Here is a 17,685-nt window from a genome sequence, read left to right on the forward strand (position 1 = left end):
CATCCTCCACGGTTGCCTACGCCACCACACGCCCTACGACGAACACAAAGCCTGGGCACACCGCATGCCCGCAGCCGCTTGACGACTTACACACCTGGGATGTCTAGAGCGTCGGCAGCGGGCTGACCTGCGCGACGGCCACGTTCCGCGTCATGCAGCGGGGGCACTTGTGGATGTCCGTGAGGGCCTTCACCTGATCGGTCGCCTTCTCACAGAAGGCCAAGATGCAATCGCAGGAAAGGGTGACCAGCCATTCGGCCAGATGGATGCCATCCTTGCGGGCCTTCTCGCACGCGCCCATGTCCTCGCATTCGACGACCATCCCACGTTCAAGGAAGTACTCGGGACGGTGCTTCATGACTGCGATGAGCGCTCGCGCGAAGAGCCGAAGTGCGCGGGTGAGAGGTCGGCGTGGACCAAGGGAGGCCTCCAGGTGGAACGTGGGATCCGTCCATCTTGGCCTACCCGCGCCCCGCGGGGCTACCCCCTTCCCAGGACACGCCGTCGTCAGTTGCCCGACCGGGTCGCACCAGCAGCTACAGCACCTTGGAGAGAAACTCCTGTAGGCGTGGATGTTTGGGGTTGTCGAAGATCTCGGCCGGGGGTCCGTCCTCGACGATGTGACCACCGTCCATGAAGAGCACCCGGGACGCCACCTCCCGCGCGAACCCCATCTCGTGGGTGACCACCACCATCGTCATGCCTCCGGTTGCGAGCTCGCGCAGCACCTCGAGCACGTCCCCGACCATCTCGGGATCCAGCGCGCTGGTGGCCTCGTCGAACAGCATGATCGACGGATTCATTGCCAAGGCGCGAGCGATCGCCACGCGTTGCTTCTGCCCGCCCGACAGCGTCGACGGCTTGACGTGTGCCTTCTCCGCGAGCCCGACTTGAGCCAGGAGTTCGATCGCCTTCTTCTCCGCGGCGGCCTTGTCCATCTTCTTGGTGAGCAACGGGGCCATGGTGACGTTCTCGATGACCGTCATGTGGGGAAAGAGGTTGAAGTGCTGGAACACCATGCCGATGTGCTGGCGCACCTTGTCCAGATCGACCTTCTTGTCGGTCAGGTCGAAGTCGTCGACGACGACCTTGCCTCCGGTGATGTCCTCGAGCTTGTTCAGGCAACGCAGGAAGGTCGACTTGCCAGAGCCGGAAGGTCCGATGACACAGACGACTTCGCCTTGACTGATGGTGGTGTCGATGCCGTCGAGCACGACGAGCTCACCGAAGGACTTCTTCAGGCCGTCGATGCGGATCTTGACGGTGCCCTCGGGTACGGCGGCAGCGGCCTCAGGGACGAGCTGGCTCATTTGTTGATCCTTTTCTCGAGGCGATCCGAGAGTTTGGTAAGCGCCATGATGACGATGAAGTAGATGATGCCGATGATCAGCCACATGTAGAACGACTGGAAGTTGCGGGCGATGATGATCCGCCCCGTCTGGGTCAGCTCGGCGATGCCGATGACCGACAGGATCGACGTATCCTTCAGCGTGATGACGAACTGGTTGATGTAGGACGGAATCATCGTCCGGATAGCTTGCGGCAGAATGACTTTGCGCATCGTCGGCAGGTATCCGACGCCGAGACTGCGCGCGGCCTCCATCTGGCCCTTGTCGACCGACTGAATACCGCCTCGGACGATCTCGGTCATGTACGCGCCCGCGTTGAGCGAAAGCGTGATGATGCCCGCCGTGAACGCCGACATCTGGAAGCCGAGCGCGGCCGGAATGCCGAAGTAGATGAAGAACGCCTGCACCAGTAGCGGGGTGCCCCGGAACACGTCGACGAAGGTAGTACCGATGGCGCGCAACACGATCGAGCGCGACACCCGCAACAGCCCGAAGAACACCCCGAGCACCAAGGCGATCGCGATGGAGATGACCGTCAGGATCACCGTCATCTTGAGGCCCTGCATCAGGATCGGGAAGGTGCTCTTGACCAATCCGATGAACGAATTGTCGTCGCCACTCGCCCCTTGGCCGAGGTAGCCGTCGATCATCTCCTGGTAGCGACCCGACTCGCGAAGGTGCTTGAGTCCGGCGTTGAACTTGCTCAGCAGTTCGGCATTGCGGCCCTTGTTGACGGCGAAGCCGTAACTGGAGCCCCTCTCCTTGGGCGTCACCGTCTTGAGGCCGTTGCCCTGGGTGATGCCGTAGGCCAACACCGGGTAATCGTCAAAGACCGCAACGGAGTTCCCGGTCTTGACTTCGTCGTACATCGATGACGAGTCGGTGAAGGACACCGTCGTGAAGCCGTACTTGTCCTTGATGGAGTCGGCGAACGTCGCACCTTCGGTGCCGTTCTTGACCGCAACGCGCTTGCCCTTCAGGTCGCCGTAGGACGTGACGTCGTTGTCGGTGGCCAACACCGCCATCTGCACGCCGGACTCGAAGTACGGATCGGAGAAGTCGAAGACCTGCTTGCGCTTGTCGGTGATCGACATGCCCGCGATGACACCATCGACCTGATTCGCCTGAACCGCCTGCAGTGCCGCGTCGAAGCCCAGCGGCTTGATGTCGACGGTGAAGCCTTGGTCCTTGCCGATGTCCCTGATGAGATCCATGTCGATGCCGACGAAATTGCCCTGAGCGTCCTGGAATTCGAAGGGCGCGAAGGTCGTGTCGGTGGCGACGACGTAGTGCTCGCCCTCGGCATTGGCGTGAGGTGCGAAGAGCGTGGCGGCGCCCGTGCCGCCGATGACGGCGGCGACCGTCAGTAGCGCCAACCGTTGGACGAGCCACCGTCGATGCCTTGTCCGCGTGCCCGCTTCGGGCCGTGCCCTACCGGTTCGCATGCTGCTCTCCCATCGTCTGCGGGAGTCACACGCTAGCGGGATCATCGCGCCGCGTTGGGGGAATCGACTGCCAAGCTGTCGATTGACTGTGGCTGACCCCGCCGTTCTGGCGGCGTTCAGGCTGGGAGTTTCGGGGCGCTCTGACGCCTCATCATGGTCGCGAGTTCGGATCGCTGCGCCACGCCTGCCTTGCAACTGGCCCGGTAGATGTGGCCCTCGACGGTCCGCACCGATAGCGAAACGGCTTCGGCGATCTCACGATTGGTCAGCCCCTGCGCCACCAGCAGGGCGACTTCGCGCTCGCGCTGGGTGAACGGCACGGCGAGTCGGGCCGCTACGATCGCTGGGCTGGTAGCGCCACCGCACGCAACGGCAAGTCGCTCGGCCCGGGAGCCTGCGGTCATGGCGCTTCCGCGCCGACCTGCGTGACGATGCGACGCGGCCGCTTGACCGGCGGCATCGGCAGCGGCGAGGAGGTCGCCCATGGACTCGAAGTCGGCCGACACCTGCTCCAGTCGGTGGGCATCGTCGCGGCCCAACGCGTTGGCATAGCGCGCTGCCAGCGGCGCCCTTGGCCCCTGCACGAGCGTGGCAAGCTCGGCCAGCCGCGTCGTCGCCGAAGTATCGCCGAACTGCACCGCCGTCTGCAGGCACAGCACTTCCCTGGCAAGCTGACCGTGGTTGCGGGTGAATTCGGCGGCTCGCCAAGCAAGTTGACGGGCATCGGAGGTACGTCCACGCGCCGCGGCCACCCACGCCTCGGCCAACAGTCCGGTGGACTCGACGTAGACGTATGCCGGGTGCCGGTATTGGCGGGCGATCCGCAGCGCGGCGTCCGCAGCTTCGACGTCACCGGATCGCACCAGCGCCTGAGCCCGCAGCAGCTGAAAACGGTAGAAGCTGTTCGCCAGCACGAAATCGGCTCCGGCGGAGGCGCTCTGGGCGGGCAGTCGCTGCAAGGCGGTGATCAGATCCCCCGCTGCCAGAGCGGTCATCCCGACGATGGACGCGGCCAGCGCTTGCGCCGTGGCAGGCTTCTCCATCGAACGGCGCAGGTGGGCTTCCGCGACCTCGACGGCCTCACCGAGGTGGCCGGAGACCGCGAGCGCGAACGTATGGAATTCCACCAGTGGCTGGCCGAGAAAGCTGCTCTGTTCCGACGTGTCCACCACCTGGTAGCACGCGTTGGCCCTTGCCACCGCCTGTCGCGGCTTCCCGAGTTCGCCAAGCGCCAACGTCTCCGCGCACAGCCCGATCGTCGCACCGAAGCCGTCGAGCGCACCGTAGTCGACCGCGCTCATGACCTCGATCACCTCGGAAGGCCTTGCTGCCAAGGCTAATTGGTTAGCTCGGAAGGCGGCCAACTGGTGGGCCCGTACTCCCGTCGCGCCCTCGAGTGCCTCGTCGATGACCCGCCATGACTCTTCCGGAGCGCGCAGCGTCCACAGCAGGTTCGCCGCGCGCAGGATCACGTCGTTGATGAACGCCGATGCAGGCACCTCGTCGGCGGCGATGCTGTCGATGACCTCGGCGGCATCCGCGCCCTTCTGCTGCATCAGGAGGTTGTAGGCGAGGTGCACGCGCGCCCCAACGTCGACGTCCGCCTCGGCGGCGGCCCTGGAAAGCCGTTCGGCCAGTGCAAAATCCAGCAGCGAGCTGGCCGCGGTGGCGGCCGATGCCAGCACCTGCGCGTCGGGGGCAAGGTCGGACTCCAGCCACAGCAGTCCGCGGCGAACGGAGTCAGCCGTCCCGGTGCCGTCCTTCATGGCGGCCGCAATGAGGCCGCGCAGTCGCCGCAGCCGCAACGGCCCACACTGATTGAGGCGTACTTCGGCATACATCGGATGCCCGACGTATATCGCATCGCCAGAGGTCCGGATCAGTTCGCGTTGCTCCGCCTCCTCGAGAGCCATCGCGTCGACCAGTGGCGCCAGGCAGTTGCGGTCGACCGGTTCACCGACGGCGACGAGGTCGACGACGTGGCGGACCTCCTCGGGCACAGCGCCGATCTGGTGCTCGACCAAGTCGGTCAGTGACGCCGAGACCTGGGGTCTGCCGAGCCAGCGACACTGTCCCTGCTCGTCGACCAGCCGGCCGGCGTCCCGCTCCTGATCCACCAGTTGCCGCAGGAACAACACGTTCCCCTGGGTCAGTCGCCACATCCGGTCGGCACAGTCTTCAACGGGAGGTAGCCGAAGCGCCGAGCGCAGCAGCTGCCCGGATTCGGAACGCGACAGCGGTTGTATCTCCAGCCGCCGCACCAGTCCGTCCTTCCACAACGCGGTCACGGCGGCGGGTGCGGGTTGGCCGCTGCGAATCGTCACGACCACCACGGCCGCGCGCTGCAGCACCAGCTGATGCAGGACGAGCGCCGACAACTCGTCGAGCAGGTGCGCATCGTCGACGAACACCAGCAGGCGACTCGGGTCGGCTCCTTCGGTCAGCGCGCCAATCACCCTGCGCGCCAATGTCAACGGTGCACCCTCGAAGTCGTCGCTCCATTGCGCGAACGCACCGAGCGGCACCGAACGTCCGGTCGCGGTCGCGGCGACGTGCCGCACCGCCCACCCCGATTCGGCGGCCGCAAGAACGGCTTCGCGGGCCAGCCTTGACTTGCCGACGCCTGCCCGGCCGGCCAGCGCGACCCCGCGATACTCCTCGCTGACGAGCAACTCGGCGATGACGCCAAACTCCTCGGCTCGGCCGGTAAGCGGCCAGTGGTCCACCATGCCGAAATGTTAGCTGATCGACTTACTTTGCCGTCAATTTACGGTGCGGCAGTTACAGGTATTGCCGATCCAGCGGCTCTACCTGCAATCTCCAGCGAATCTCCACACTTCCTTCATGCCCGATAGCGCCTGCTGGGACAGCATCGAGTGAGCCAAACAAGGAGCAGCTCATCTCTCGGTCTCGTTGGACTGCTCACGCTGACCCGGGAATCATCCGGCCCGATGTGGCGTAGTTACCCTTGGCGACTACCCGTCCGAAAGGTCCCGCATGCGAGTTGGAGTGGTGTTTCCCCAGACCGAGCTAGGCGGCGACCCCGGGGCCGTGCGGGCGTACGCCGAGACGGTGGAGGCAGCGGGGTTCACGCACGTGCTGGCCTACGACCACGTGGTCGGCGCCGATCCGGCCGTCCATACCGGCTGGGCAGGCCCCTATGACGTGAACACCACCTTCCACGAGCCACTGGTGATGTTCGGATTCTTGGCTGCGATCACCCGGTCCGTCGAGTTGGTGACCGGCGTGATCATCCTCCCTCAGCGCCAAACCGCCCTGGTCGCCAAGCAGGCCGCCGAGGTCGACCTACTCAGCGGCGGACGCCTGCGGCTGGGTATCGGAATCGGTTGGAACGCCGTCGAATACGAAGCTCTGACGAAGGACTTCTCCAACCGCGGAAAGCGCTCCGCCGAGCAGATCGAGCTGCTCCGTCGACTCTGGACGGAACAGTCCGTCACCTTCGACGGCGCCTACGAGCAAGTGACCGGTGCAGGCCTGGCACCGTTGCCAGTGCAACGCCCCATTCCGGTGTGGATCGGGGCCGCGTCGGTACCCGGTTACCGAAGGGCTGGCCGGTTGGCCGACGGCTGGTTCCCCATGATGGAGCCGGGTCCGGGCCTCGACTATGCGCGGGGCATCGTCGAGCAGGCCGCCGTCGAGGCGGGTCGGGATCCCGCCACGATCGGCATAGAGGGCCGGGTGACATGGAGCGGCGACGACGACGCACTGGCTCGCAACGTGGCGGCGTGGGAGGCCGCGGGCGCCTCACACCTGTCGATCAACACCATGGGCGCGGGGCTCGCATCGGTCGACGAGCATCTGGCGGTGCTGACCAGGGTGGCGGAATCGCTGCCCAAGAACTGAGCGGACGGGAAGGATTGGCGGATGAGCGATTTGCCGCCGCAGGACTACCCACAGATGGCTGCCGCACGCGGACGCGTCGAGCCTGCCCCCAGGCGCGTCCGCGGGTATCTCGGCACCGAGCTGGTCTTCGACACCACGGCCGCGCGATACGTGTGGGAGGTGCCGAACTACCCGCAGTACTACATCCCGCTCTCCGACGTCGAGCAGAAGTTCCTTCTCGACGAAGACCATCCGCAGAAGGTGCAGTTCGGCCCGTCGCGGACCTTCTCCTTGGTGGGGGCCGGGCAGACCCACGAATCGGCCGTGCGGGTGTTCGAGCCAGGCGACGGACCCGTCGCGGGACTGGTGAAGTTTGAATGGAATTCGCTGACGTGGTTCGAGGAGGACGAGCCGGTCTACGGCCACCCCCGAAATCCGTATGCGCGCGTCGACGCATTGCGCTCGCATCGCCACGTCACGGTGGAACTCGACGGGCTGACCTTGGCCGACACCCACAGTCCCATACTCTTGTTCGAAACCGGTTTGCCGACAAGGTATTACATCGATAAGACGGATATCGCCTTCGAGCACCTCGAGTCGTCCGAGACCCAGACCCTGTGTCCGTACAAGGGCGTCACATCGGAGTACTGGTCGGTGCGCGTCGGCGATGAATTGCACCCCGACCTCGCATGGACCTACCACTATCCGCTCCCCGCGGTCGCGCCGATCGCAGGCACGGTGGCCTTTTACAACGAGAAACTCGACATCACGGTCGACGGCGTCAGACTCGAGCGTCCGCAGTCGCCGTTCAGCTGACACACGGGTAGATCTACGAGAAGCGTCAATTTTGGCGCTGGGATTTTCTATTCTCGAATCGCAGGCTATCCGAGCACAGTCGGGAGGACGCGCGATGACCGAAGAAGCCACAGTGGACGACCGGCGCAGGGCGCACAGCTTTCACTTCGATCGCCACACCCCGCAGTACCGCGACCAATTCGAGGCGATCACCTCGGAGATGCACGGGCAGTGCCCCCTTGCCTGGACGGACACCTACGGCGGGCACTGGGTGGCCGCAGGAAACAAGGAAGTCTTCGAGCTTGCGCGGTGCCCGCATGTCTCCAATGACAACGACATCACCGGCGAAGGCAAGGGCTACCAGGGGATAACCATCCCTCGCGCACAGGCCAGCACCGCCTTCCGCGGCGGCATGCTGGAGATGGACGATCCCCAACACCACGAGTACCGCACGCCGCTGAACGCGTACCTGTCACCCGCCGCCGTGCAGCGCTGGGTGCCCGTCGTCGACGAACTGGTCAAGGCCTGCCTGGACGAGAAGATCGAGACCGGCCGGATCGACTTCGTCGACGACCTCGCGAACATCGTTCCCGCTGTCTTGACCCTCGGTCTGCTCGGCGTGCCGCTCAAGGACTGGGAGATCTACTGCGAGCCCGCGCACGCGTCGGTGTACACCCCCGCCGGTACCCCAGAGGCAGTTCGCGTCACCGATCTCTACATCGCGTCCGGCATGGAGATGATGCGCCACCTCGCGGAGATCCGGGAAAACCCCAGGCCCGGCTTGATCGACGCGTTGGTCCGGACCCGGATCGACGGTGAGCCCGCCCCCGACCTCGAACTCTTGGGCATGCTCATGTTGCTGATCGGCGGCGGCTTCGACACCACGACGGCGCTGACCGCGCACTCGTTGGAGTGGCTGTCGCAGCACCCCGACCAACGCGAACGGCTGAGCCGGGAACGCGACAGCCTGCTCAACCCGGCGACCGAGGAATTCCTGCGCTACTTCACCCCGGCGCCGGGCGACGGCCGCACCATCGCCGACGACATCGAGGTCGACGGCATTACGTTGAAGGAAGGTGAGCGGCTTTGGTTGTCGTGGGCGATGGCGAACCGCGACCCCGAACTCTTCGCCGACCCCGACGACGTGATACTGGACCGCACCCGCAACCGGCACTTCAGTTTTGGATTGGGCGTGCACCGTTGCATCGGCTCCAACGTGGCCCGCACGGTCTTCAAGTCGATGCTCACCGGGGTACTCGACCGGATGCCCGACTTCCGTTGTGACGCAGCGGGTGCGGTGCACTATCAGACCATCGGCGTGATCCAGGGCATGCAACACCTTCCCGCCACGTTCACCCCGGGCCGCAGGCTCGGGCCCGGCCTGGACGCCACCCTTGAGAAGCTGCAGCGCATCTGCGACGAACAAGGGCTCGCGGCGCCCATCACCGAACGGAGGGCCGCTGCGGTCATCGCTGACTAGGCCGACGCAGTATCGTCGCCAATCATGGCACCGCCCCTGACGATCATGTTCTGGCCGGAGTCGGCGTACGGGCCGACGAATCAGTGCATCGGCCTGGCCGCCATCCTCCGCGACCGCGGGCACACCATCGTGTTCGCCGCCGAAAGTTCGTGGGCGGGCAAGCTCACCCCCTTTGGCTTCATCGAAGAACTGGTCGATTTGGCCGAGCCACCCGAGGGCGCGAGCGACGACGACGCCGGAGCCTTCTGGACGGACTTCATCGCCGAGACCGCACCCGAGTTCCGCAAGCCGACCATCGAACAGCTGGAGTCGTTCATCGCGCCCACGTATCAGGCGCTCATCGACGGGGCCAAGTACTGCGAACCGCGGTTGCGCGAGATCGTCGCCAAGCACCGGCCGGACGTCATCGTCGAGGACAACGTGGTGCTGTTCCCCGCGCTCACGACGGCGGACGTGCCCTACGTGCGCATCGTGTCCTGCAGTCCGCTCGAAGTCAGCGGCCCCGGCGTGCCACCGCCGTTCTCCGGGCTGCCGAGCGCCGACCCCGCCCAATGGGCGGCCTACCGGGCGGAGTTCGACCGCACCCACCGCGCCATGTGGGCCGACTTCGACGCCTGGGTCCAGGCCCAAGGCGCAGCTGCGCTACCCGACCTCGAGTTCATCCCGCGGGACAACGCCGCGAACCTGTACGTCTACCCGGCCGAGGCCGACTACGTCGAAGCCCGGCCGCTCGACGACAGCTGGACGAGGATGGACTCCAGCGTGCGCGAGACCGACGACGAATACGTGGTGCCCGCCGAAGTCGCCGATCGACCCGACGACAGCGCGCTCATCTACCTCTCGCTGGGTTCGCTCGGCGGCGCCGACGTCGAGCTCATGCAGCGCCTCGTGGACGTGCTCGGCACCACCAGGCACCGCTTCATCGTGAGCAAGGGTCCGCAGGCCGATCGAATTACGCTGACGGACCACATGGTTGGCGCGCAGATGGTGCCGCAGACCAAGGTCATCCCGCAGGTCGACCTCGTCATCTCCCACGGCGGCAACAACACCACCACCGAGGCACTGCACTTCGGCAAACCGCTGATCGTGCTGCCGCTGTTCTGGGACCAGTACGAAAACGCCCAGCGCATCGACGAACTCGGCCTCGGGGTGCGGCTGGATACCTACGGCTTCGCCGATTCGGAACTCACCGACGCCGTCGACCGGCTGCTCGATGATTCCGCACTGCGGGACAAGCTCGCGACCTTGGGTGCGGCGGTCCGCAGCCGCGACGGCCTACGCGTGGGCGCCGACGTCATCGAGCGGGTCGGCGTGCAACATCGAGCGCCGATTGGCTGACGCCCCACGGGTGCTCGACGCGCTCGAACTTGCCGAAGGCAAGCGTCTTTCGGTCGTCGCCGACGCCGACGGCCTGGCCGCGCTGCCAATGATTCGGGAGCCCAGCGGTTGGCGGCGCGCTCATCCCGGTGACGGCGTCGCGGAGGCCCTGCTCGCACGGTTGGCTGCGGTGGACGGCGCGGCGACGGCCGGACGATTCACGTTGCGCTCGTGGGTCCACCGCACGGCGACGGGCGAACGACCGATGGGGGTCGACCAGACCAACGAGTCGGTGATCGTCGGCGACGCCGCGGTAGTCAAGTGGGCGACACATCTGCAAGACGGCCCGCATCCGGCCGCCCGCCGGATTGGGGTCTTGCGCGACGCCGGCTTCGGCGGGATGCCCACACCCTGGGGACTGGTCACGTGGCAACCGACGGGCGCGGCCGAGACGCTGGTAGCCAGCGTCGACGAGTATCTGCCTGGCGCGGTGGACGGTTGGACGTGGGCAGTCGAGCTGATCACCCGCGCTGACGACCCCGCTCCCGCGGTGGCAGCGGCGGTCGACGTCGGGGAGTTGGTGGCCGAAATGCATGCCGGCTTGTCCAGCACGGTCACGCTGGCTTCGGAGCAGGACGCGGCCAGGTGGCGGGAGCGTGCCCTGGAGATCCTGGAAACCGCTTGCACACTCGGCGATTTCGCGAGTGTAGTGACCGCGCGTGCCCGACGATCCGAGCTCGAGACGATGCTCGACGGCCTCGGCGCGCTTGCGGGCACCCCCGTCATCGAGGGACACGGCGACCTTCACGTAGGCCAAGTGCTCAGAGCCGACGGACGATTCGTGGTGACCGACTTCGACGGCAACCCGGTGCTGCCCGCGGCGCAGCGCACGCTTCCGATTCCCGCCGCGCTCGACGTCGCGGGCATGATCCAGTCGCTGGCCCACGCCGCCATCGTGGCGCGCAAGTACGCCACCATCGACCCCGCGGCACTGGCCGCCGCCGACGCGGCGTGCCGGGCCGCACTGCTACGGGCCTACCCGACCCGGCTCGCCGAGCTCGGCCACTCGGAGCTCTTCGACCCGGGCCCGTTACGCGCTTTCCGAACCCAACAGGTCTTGCGCGAGATCATCTACGCGGCAAGGCATCTACCACGATGGATGTACGTTCCAGACGCCGCACTACCCGCACTGCTCGACGAAGGGATCGAAACGTGAACCCCGACGGCTTCACAGCCGACCTCCGCCGCAAACCCGAGGTGTTGCGCGGGCTCGCGGCTTCGCTGGCGGAAGACAACCCGTGGACGGAGGTCGTCGGACACGACGTCGCGCGGGTGGTCTTGCTCGGGATGGGGTCGTCGGCGTACGCCGGGTCCGTCGCCGCCGCCCGGATGCGCGCACGGGGCCTGGTTGCCTCGTCGGAGCTCGCCTCCTCACGGCTGTTGCCCGCATGGGGGCCGGGCACGCTCGTCGTGGCGACGTCGGCGACCGGGGGCTCCGTCGAAACACTCGACGCGCTCGGCCGAGTGCCTGCAGGGGTGCGCACGGTGGCGCTGACGAACACGGCGGGGTCGGCCGTCACCGAGCGATGTGACGGCGTCGTCACGTTGGACGCGGACCAGGAAGTCGGCGGGGTGGCCTGCCGCAGCTATCAACACACGCTGGCCCTGTTGATGGCGCTCGAGTGCGCGCTCGCGGGCGTGGCCACCGCGTCGCTGGCGGAGTCGGTCAATGCGGCCGCCGACGCGTCCACCCATCTGCTTGCCACTGAGTCAGACTGGCGCCCAGCAGTTTCCGAGCTATTGCTCGGCCCCGCCGGCACCCACCTCGCCGCGCCTGCGCACCGGTTCTGTTCGGCGCAGCAGGGCGCGCTGATGCTGCGCGAGGGGCCGCGCCTTCCCGCCGTCGGCTGCGAGACCGGTGACTGGAGCCACGTCGACGTCTACCTGACCAAGACCACGGACTATCGACTGCTCGTCTTCGCCGGGTCGGAGTGGGAGCCGCAAATGGCCGAGTGGACGACCGCGCGCGGCAGCACCGTCGTCGGCGTCGGCGGGAGCGTTCCAGGAGCCAGCTACGACGTGCGCTACCCCGGTGACACCGATGACGACGTCAGGCTGCTGAGCGAGGTGCTGGTACCGGAACTGGTCGCCGCTCACGCGTGGCAGGCAGCTCCTTGACGTACCTCGGCGGGTTTGGTGCCGGTACGCATTTGGAATCGTTGACATGCCCTGGGCCGACTGGTTAATTAGCCGGAGAAATGACTGTAAATCTGGTCGGCTCGACCAACAACGAGCGGTTGAGTACTCAGCTGCCGGATGCCGTTGGCCGATTGCGTATTTCACGTACAGCGGACGGGACTTTCGATGTCTGACAGCGCCCGCGAGCTCGAGAACCTCATCTATGCCTACGCCGAGCGGCTCGACGCGGGCGACCTGGACGGGGTGGCCGAGATGTTCGCCCACGGCCGGATCCTCGGCATGGAGGACGGTCCGCCGGAGACGGTATTCACGGGTACGGCGGGCGTCCGGAAGATGTACGACATAGCCACCCGCCTGTACGAGGACGGAACGCCGAAGACCCGGCACTTCACCAGCAACGTGCAGCTCTATGTCGACGAGGACGCGGGGACCGCGCACGGAAGCGCGTACTACTCCGTCACGCAAGCGACTCCGGCGCTACCGTTGCAGATCATCGTGACCGGCCACTACCGCGACACCTTCCACCGCATCGACGGGGTGTGGTGGTTCGACTCCCGGCTCATGTTCGTCGACCAGGTTGGCGACACCAGCCACCACCTGAAGTTCTGAGCGACGTGGCGCACGCGTTCGACGCGGCTCGGCTCAAGTCGGCCGCGCAGGACAAGGAGGGGCGCTCCGATTGGGGGCCGCTGGCGTTCGAGCAGCCGCTGCAGGTGTTGGCCGACAGCTACGCCGACGCCGACCTCAACGAGACTGGCACGCACATCCTGCGGTCGGGACTGGTGCACAGCCTGCGGATGCGCCTGCGCGCGCAGGAATGGATTCGGCGTCATCCCGAGATCGCGCAGGAGACCATCGGTGCGCCCATCGTCGTCGTCGGCATGATGCGCAGCGGCACCACGCTGCTCCAACGCTTGCTGGCCGCCGACGACCGCTTCCACTGCGCGTACGGGTGGGAGGTCGTGGAGGTCGCGCCGAAGCTGGACCATCAGTGGTCCGAGCGGGAAGACCCCAGGATCGTCATCAGCGAGAAGCGTGAGGCGACGTCTCGCGAGCTGGCCCCGGAACTGTTCGCCATCCACCCCATGTACGCCCGCGAACCCGAAGAGGAGATCGTCTTCCTCTCCGACGCTTTCCTGTCCCACGTACCCGAGTCCGGCGCCCACCTGCCCGGCTACCGGGCCTGGATCGACGGGCAGGACTTCACGCCCGCGTACTCGTATCTGCACCGGATGCTGCAATTCCTGCAGTGGCAGAAGCGCCAGGTTGGCAAGACCGCCCAGCGGTGGGTGCTGAAGTCACCCGCCCACCTCGGCTATCTGGACGCGTTGCGCGCTCAGTTTCCCGATCTGCACGTCGTTCACATGCACCGCGATCCGCTCGAGACCATCCCGTCCGGCGCCAGCCTCAACGCGACGCTGCACGCAATGCACGCCGACACCGTGGACCGACATCGCGTCGGCGCGGAGTGGCTGCAACGGATGGGTTGGACCAACGACCGCGCGATGGCCACGCGCGCCGGCTGGGCAGACGAGTCGACGTTGTGCACCGACATCGAATTCACCGATGCCGTCGGCGATCCGATCGGTCAAGTAGCGCGCGTCTACGAGGCGATCGGCGTTCCGCTGACCGCCGACGCGGAGTCGGCGATGCGGCGGTGGCTGGTCGAGCGTCCGCGTGAGCTCCCGCGACCGGCGTATGCGGCCTCCGACTTCGGGCTGAGCGACGCTGAGATCGACGACCGGTTTGCCACCTACAACTCCCGATTCCGCTCCGGTGCAGCACCATTCAGGAGGATTTGATGTCCGAGTACTCAGGTGATCCCATCGCAACGGAGTCGCAGCACGAACAGGAGCTCGCGGCCCTCGAACTCACCAAGCACCCGACGGTACGGGCGGCCTACCGCAGCGTCGCGGAAGCCTGGCTGGCCCGGGCCAAGGCCTCGGACGCCATGCGAGCCTGCTTCGACGCCGCCTTCGCCGAAGTGATGTTCTCGGCCGCGGTGTGGTCGTCCAATCAGGACAAGCTGCGGCCCAAGGTCAGCTGCATCACCCGGCTGGGCCATCCCGTATCCGGTCAAGACATTCCCGGATCACGTTGGGGCATCGACAATCCCGACAGCGTGTACCGCGTCATCCCCATCTCCGGCGACGAGCGCTACGAGATCCACGGCCGCGTCGGCGCGAACCGGATGACGGAGAACTACTTCACGCTGTGGGACGCCAAGATGGGTACCGTTGCGGTACTCAACGGCCGCACCATGGCCGTCGACTCCGACGGCTCGTTCACCATCACCGTCGACTCGAAGCCCGCAGGCGGTCGGCCCAACCACGTGCAGTCGACCCCGGAGGCACACGAGTTCTACATCCGCGACGTACTACTCCACTGGGACAACGACGACCCGAATCACCTTTCGGTGCAACGACTCGGGTCAGCGCCCACGACTCTTGCGCGGACGCTCGACGAGCAGGCCGACGCCACCGCGGACATGATGGCCTACTTCGCCAACTTCACCGGCAAGCTCAGCCACGGCGTGTACAAGATGGAACCCAACAACTTCAACCTCGCCTGGTCGGCCGACAAGGTCGGCGCGATGCGCAACCAGGTGTACGTGATGGGGCGCTTCGACCTCAAGCCAGACGAGGCGTTCGTCGTCGACGTCGGCGACGGTGGGGCCGAGTACTTCACCGTGCCGCTGAGCAACATCTGGGGCACCACCTTGGAACTGGTCGACCGCACCGGCAGCCTCAACAAGGCTCAGTCCGTCGCCCACGAGGACGGCACCTACACGTACGTCATCGCTGCCACCGATCCAGGCGTGGCGAACTGGATCGACTCCGACGGACTGAGTGAAGGCATCCTTACGCTGCGGATGGCTGAATTCGGCGGGGACGGACCGAAAGAGGACCTCGGCGCCCGCGGGCGGGTGGTGAAACTCGACCAACTCGAGCGCGAGGTGCCAACACTGCGCCGGGTGACCGCAGCAGAGCGGGCGACCGAGTTGGCCGAGCGCCGTGCGGCGTACCTGCGCCGGCTACCCGAAGGGACGAACTGACATGAGCCGCTGGTTTATCACCGGATGCTCCACCGGAATCGGTCGCGAGATCGCCCGCGCCGCACTGGAAGCCGGCCATTCGGTGGTGGTGACGGCGCGACGCACCGAGACAGTGGCCGACTTCGCCGACGACTTCGGCGACCGTGTCGTCGTCGTCGCGCTCGACGTGACCGACGGGAAGCAGATTGCCGCCGCGGTCCAGGCCGCGGACGACGCGTTCGGCGGGATCGACGTGCTGGTCAACAACGCGGGCAACGGCTACCTGTCCGCCATCGAGGAGGGTGAGGACGAGCAGGTCCGAAAGCTGTTCGACACCAACTACTTCGGCGTCGTCGACACCATCAAGGCAGTGCTGCCGTCGATGCGCGCCCGGCAATCGGGGCACATCGTGAACATCTCGTCGATGACCGGCCTGGTGGCCAACCCACCCAACGGGTACTATTCGTCAACGAAGTTCGCGCTCGAGGCGTTGACCGAGGCGCTGGCGCAGGAGGTCAAGCCGCTTGGCATCAAGGTGACCGCCATCGAGCCGGGCGCATTCCGCACCGATTGGGCGGCCCGCTCCATGTGGGAGTCCTCCACCCCGATCGGTGACTACGACGAGAACGTCGGCGCCCGCAAGACGATGATCAAGGAATTCGCCAATCACCTGCCCGGCGACCCTCGCAAGGTAGCGGAGGCGGTATTGATGGTGACCACGCTCGACGAACCGCCGCTGCGCTTGCTGCTCGGTCGCGACGTGCTAAAAGCGGTGCGCGACAAGCTCGCTGCGTTCTCCGCGTCCATCGACGAGTGGGAGGCCGTCACCAAGGACGTCAACTTCCCGAAGGGCAGCTGACGATGGGAACCCTGGACGGCCGCGTCGCGTTCATCACCGGTGCGGCCCGCGGGATGGGACGCGCGCATGCGGTCAAGCTCGCGAGCGAGGGCGCCGACGTCATCGCCGTCGACATCTGCGCCGAGTTCGACTCCACCGATTACCCCGGCTCCACCCCCGATGACCTCGCCAAGACCGTGAAACTGGTTGAGCGCCAGGGCCGTCGAATCCTGGCCCGACAGGTCGACGTGCGCGACCCCGAAGCGGTGGATGCCGTCGTCGCCGAGGGCGTGCAGGAATACGGCAGGCTCGACATCGTGATCGCCAACGCAGGCATCATCCGGATGACCGACAGCGACGATCCGCGCCGGACGTTTCGCGACATCGTCGACGTCAACCTCATCGGCGTGTGGAACACCGTCGATGCGGCCATCCCCGCCCTGGTTGCTGGCGGACGGGGCGGATCCATCGTGATGACCAGTTCCACTCAGGGGCTGAGAACGTCGGGCACCCCACGCGCCGGCCTGCAGGCCTACGCCGCCTCCAAGCGCGGCCTCGTCGCGCTCGCCCAGGGGTGGGCGGCTCAGCTTGCGCCGCAGTCGATCCGGGTGAACACCATCCATCCCAGTGGCGTGGCCACCGGGATGATCATCAACGAAACGACGATGGCACTGGCCGCCGCAGGCGATGAATGGCTGGCGGATCAGAAGAACGCGCTACCGATCGCGCTGGTGCAACCCGAGCAGATCGCCGAGGCGGTCGCGTGGCTGGTGTCGGACGCCGGCCAGTTCATCACAGGAACGGCTTGGCCACTGGACGCAGGTTTCACCCTGCGCTGAGGAGACGAACGCTCACATCCCGGGGATGCCGGACAGCCCGGATAGCCCGGGGAGCCCACCCATCTGAGTTCCTTGGCCGAGCCAATTTCCGTTCGCGAGCGACGCCATCATGCTCGGGCAGTACATGGAGATCGCGATGCTGGTGAACAAGTTCGCCATGCCAGGCGAGACGCCGTTGGTGCCGCCCATCTGAGACGCGACGCCTGCGAAGTTCCCACCCGGTTGCGCGAGCATCGGGCAGATGGACTGCGCCATGGTCACCGCCATGTTCGGATCGGAGTAGGACACACCAGAGTTGGCGAGTGTCGACAGGAATTGGTCGCTGGCCACGTCGGCCTGTGCCGGGGCAGGGGCAATGGTCGCGGCCACCAGGATGCCAGCGGAGATGGCAAGCGCACCTGCGGCTTTCGCCGCAATGCCGAATAGGCCTGAACAGTCCGTCATGTGCGGTCTACTTCCCATGGGTCACGAAGCCGAATCACTGCTGTAACTTCTGGAACACTGCTCTACTTCTGTCACATTTAGAACACGGACCGGTGACGGTTG

At 66.2% G+C, this 17,685-nt stretch carries 16 protein-coding genes; 11 read left to right on the forward strand and 5 right to left on the reverse strand.

Features of this window, described 5'->3' with window-relative positions:
- Positions 1-103: 103 nt before the first annotated feature.
- The 4 genes from SLQ30_RS31955 to SLQ30_RS31970 form a co-directional block, all read right to left on the reverse strand.
- On the reverse strand, positions 104-358 hold the full coding sequence (locus SLQ30_RS31955; RefSeq protein WP_319451087.1) for a hypothetical protein: 255 nt from the start codon (positions 356-358) through the stop codon (positions 104-106).
- Between the two features lie 178 nt (positions 359-536).
- The gene (locus SLQ30_RS31960) at positions 537-1,310 is read right to left on the reverse strand and encodes an amino acid ABC transporter ATP-binding protein (RefSeq protein WP_319451088.1); all 774 of its coding nucleotides are present in this window, start codon (positions 1,308-1,310) and stop codon (positions 537-539) included.
- Positions 1,307-2,794, reverse strand: a complete 1,488-nt coding sequence (locus SLQ30_RS31965; protein ID WP_319451089.1) for an amino acid ABC transporter substrate-binding protein/permease — start codon at positions 2,792-2,794, stop codon at positions 1,307-1,309. The genes SLQ30_RS31960 and SLQ30_RS31965 overlap by 4 nt, the downstream gene beginning before the upstream one ends.
- A 116-nt stretch (positions 2,795-2,910) precedes the next feature.
- A complete protein-coding gene (locus SLQ30_RS31970) occupies positions 2,911-5,523 on the reverse strand; it encodes a helix-turn-helix transcriptional regulator (RefSeq protein WP_319451090.1) in 2,613 nt (870 codons plus the stop codon).
- Positions 5,524-5,791: 268 nt separating this feature from the next.
- Here SLQ30_RS31970 and SLQ30_RS31975 point away from each other — a divergent pair, with 268 nt between their 5' ends.
- The 11 genes from SLQ30_RS31975 (at position 5,792) to SLQ30_RS32025 (ending at position 17,139) form a co-directional block, all read left to right on the forward strand.
- Complete coding sequence (locus tag SLQ30_RS31975) at positions 5,792-6,658, forward strand: LLM class F420-dependent oxidoreductase (RefSeq protein ID WP_319451091.1); 867 nt, start codon at positions 5,792-5,794, stop codon at positions 6,656-6,658.
- A 21-nt stretch (positions 6,659-6,679) separates the two neighbouring features.
- On the forward strand, positions 6,680-7,453 hold the full coding sequence (locus SLQ30_RS31980) for a DUF427 domain-containing protein (RefSeq protein WP_319451092.1): 774 nt from the start codon (positions 6,680-6,682) through the stop codon (positions 7,451-7,453).
- Between the two features lie 94 nt (positions 7,454-7,547).
- Complete coding sequence (locus tag SLQ30_RS31985) at positions 7,548-8,912, forward strand: cytochrome P450 (RefSeq protein WP_319451093.1); 1,365 nt, start codon at positions 7,548-7,550, stop codon at positions 8,910-8,912.
- Positions 8,913-8,936: 24 nt separating this feature from the next.
- Positions 8,937-10,250 (forward strand): glycosyltransferase, encoded by a 1,314-nt coding sequence (locus SLQ30_RS31990; protein ID WP_319451094.1) that lies wholly within the window; start codon positions 8,937-8,939, stop codon positions 10,248-10,250.
- Positions 10,243-11,445, forward strand: a complete 1,203-nt coding sequence (locus SLQ30_RS31995) for a glucosamine kinase (protein ID WP_319451095.1) — start codon at positions 10,243-10,245, stop codon at positions 11,443-11,445. Before SLQ30_RS31990 ends, SLQ30_RS31995 begins: the two co-directional genes overlap by 8 nt.
- On the forward strand, positions 11,442-12,407 hold the full coding sequence (locus tag SLQ30_RS32000) for an SIS domain-containing protein (protein WP_319451096.1): 966 nt from the start codon (positions 11,442-11,444) through the stop codon (positions 12,405-12,407). The genes SLQ30_RS31995 and SLQ30_RS32000 overlap by 4 nt, the downstream gene beginning before the upstream one ends.
- 186 nt (positions 12,408-12,593) lie before the next feature.
- Entirely contained in the window at positions 12,594-13,037 is a 444-nt protein-coding gene (locus SLQ30_RS32005; protein WP_319451097.1) for a nuclear transport factor 2 family protein, read from the forward strand.
- Between the two features lie 5 nt (positions 13,038-13,042).
- The gene (locus SLQ30_RS32010) at positions 13,043-14,230 is read left to right on the forward strand and encodes a sulfotransferase (protein WP_319451098.1); all 1,188 of its coding nucleotides are present in this window, start codon (positions 13,043-13,045) and stop codon (positions 14,228-14,230) included.
- Positions 14,230-15,483: a hypothetical protein gene (locus SLQ30_RS32015; RefSeq protein WP_319451099.1), complete on the forward strand. Its 1,254-nt coding sequence runs from the start codon at positions 14,230-14,232 to the stop codon at positions 15,481-15,483. The genes SLQ30_RS32010 and SLQ30_RS32015 overlap by 1 nt, the downstream gene beginning before the upstream one ends.
- A gap of 1 nt (position 15,484) precedes the next feature.
- Entirely contained in the window at positions 15,485-16,321 is an 837-nt protein-coding gene (locus SLQ30_RS32020; RefSeq protein ID WP_319451100.1) for an oxidoreductase, read from the forward strand.
- A gap of 2 nt (positions 16,322-16,323) precedes the next feature.
- Positions 16,324-17,139, forward strand: coding sequence for a mycofactocin-coupled SDR family oxidoreductase (locus SLQ30_RS32025; RefSeq protein ID WP_319451101.1), 816 nt, complete (start codon positions 16,324-16,326; stop codon positions 17,137-17,139).
- Positions 17,140-17,151: 12 nt separating this feature from the next.
- On the opposite strand, the gene SLQ30_RS32030 is transcribed toward SLQ30_RS32025, so the two are convergent.
- Positions 17,152-17,583, reverse strand: a complete 432-nt coding sequence (locus SLQ30_RS32030) for a DUF732 domain-containing protein (protein WP_319451102.1) — start codon at positions 17,581-17,583, stop codon at positions 17,152-17,154.
- Positions 17,584-17,685 lie beyond the last annotated feature (102 nt).

It is taken from the genome of Mycobacterium sp. RTGN4, assembly GCF_033804635.1.
GTDB lineage: Bacteria > Actinomycetota > Actinomycetes > Mycobacteriales > Mycobacteriaceae > Mycobacterium.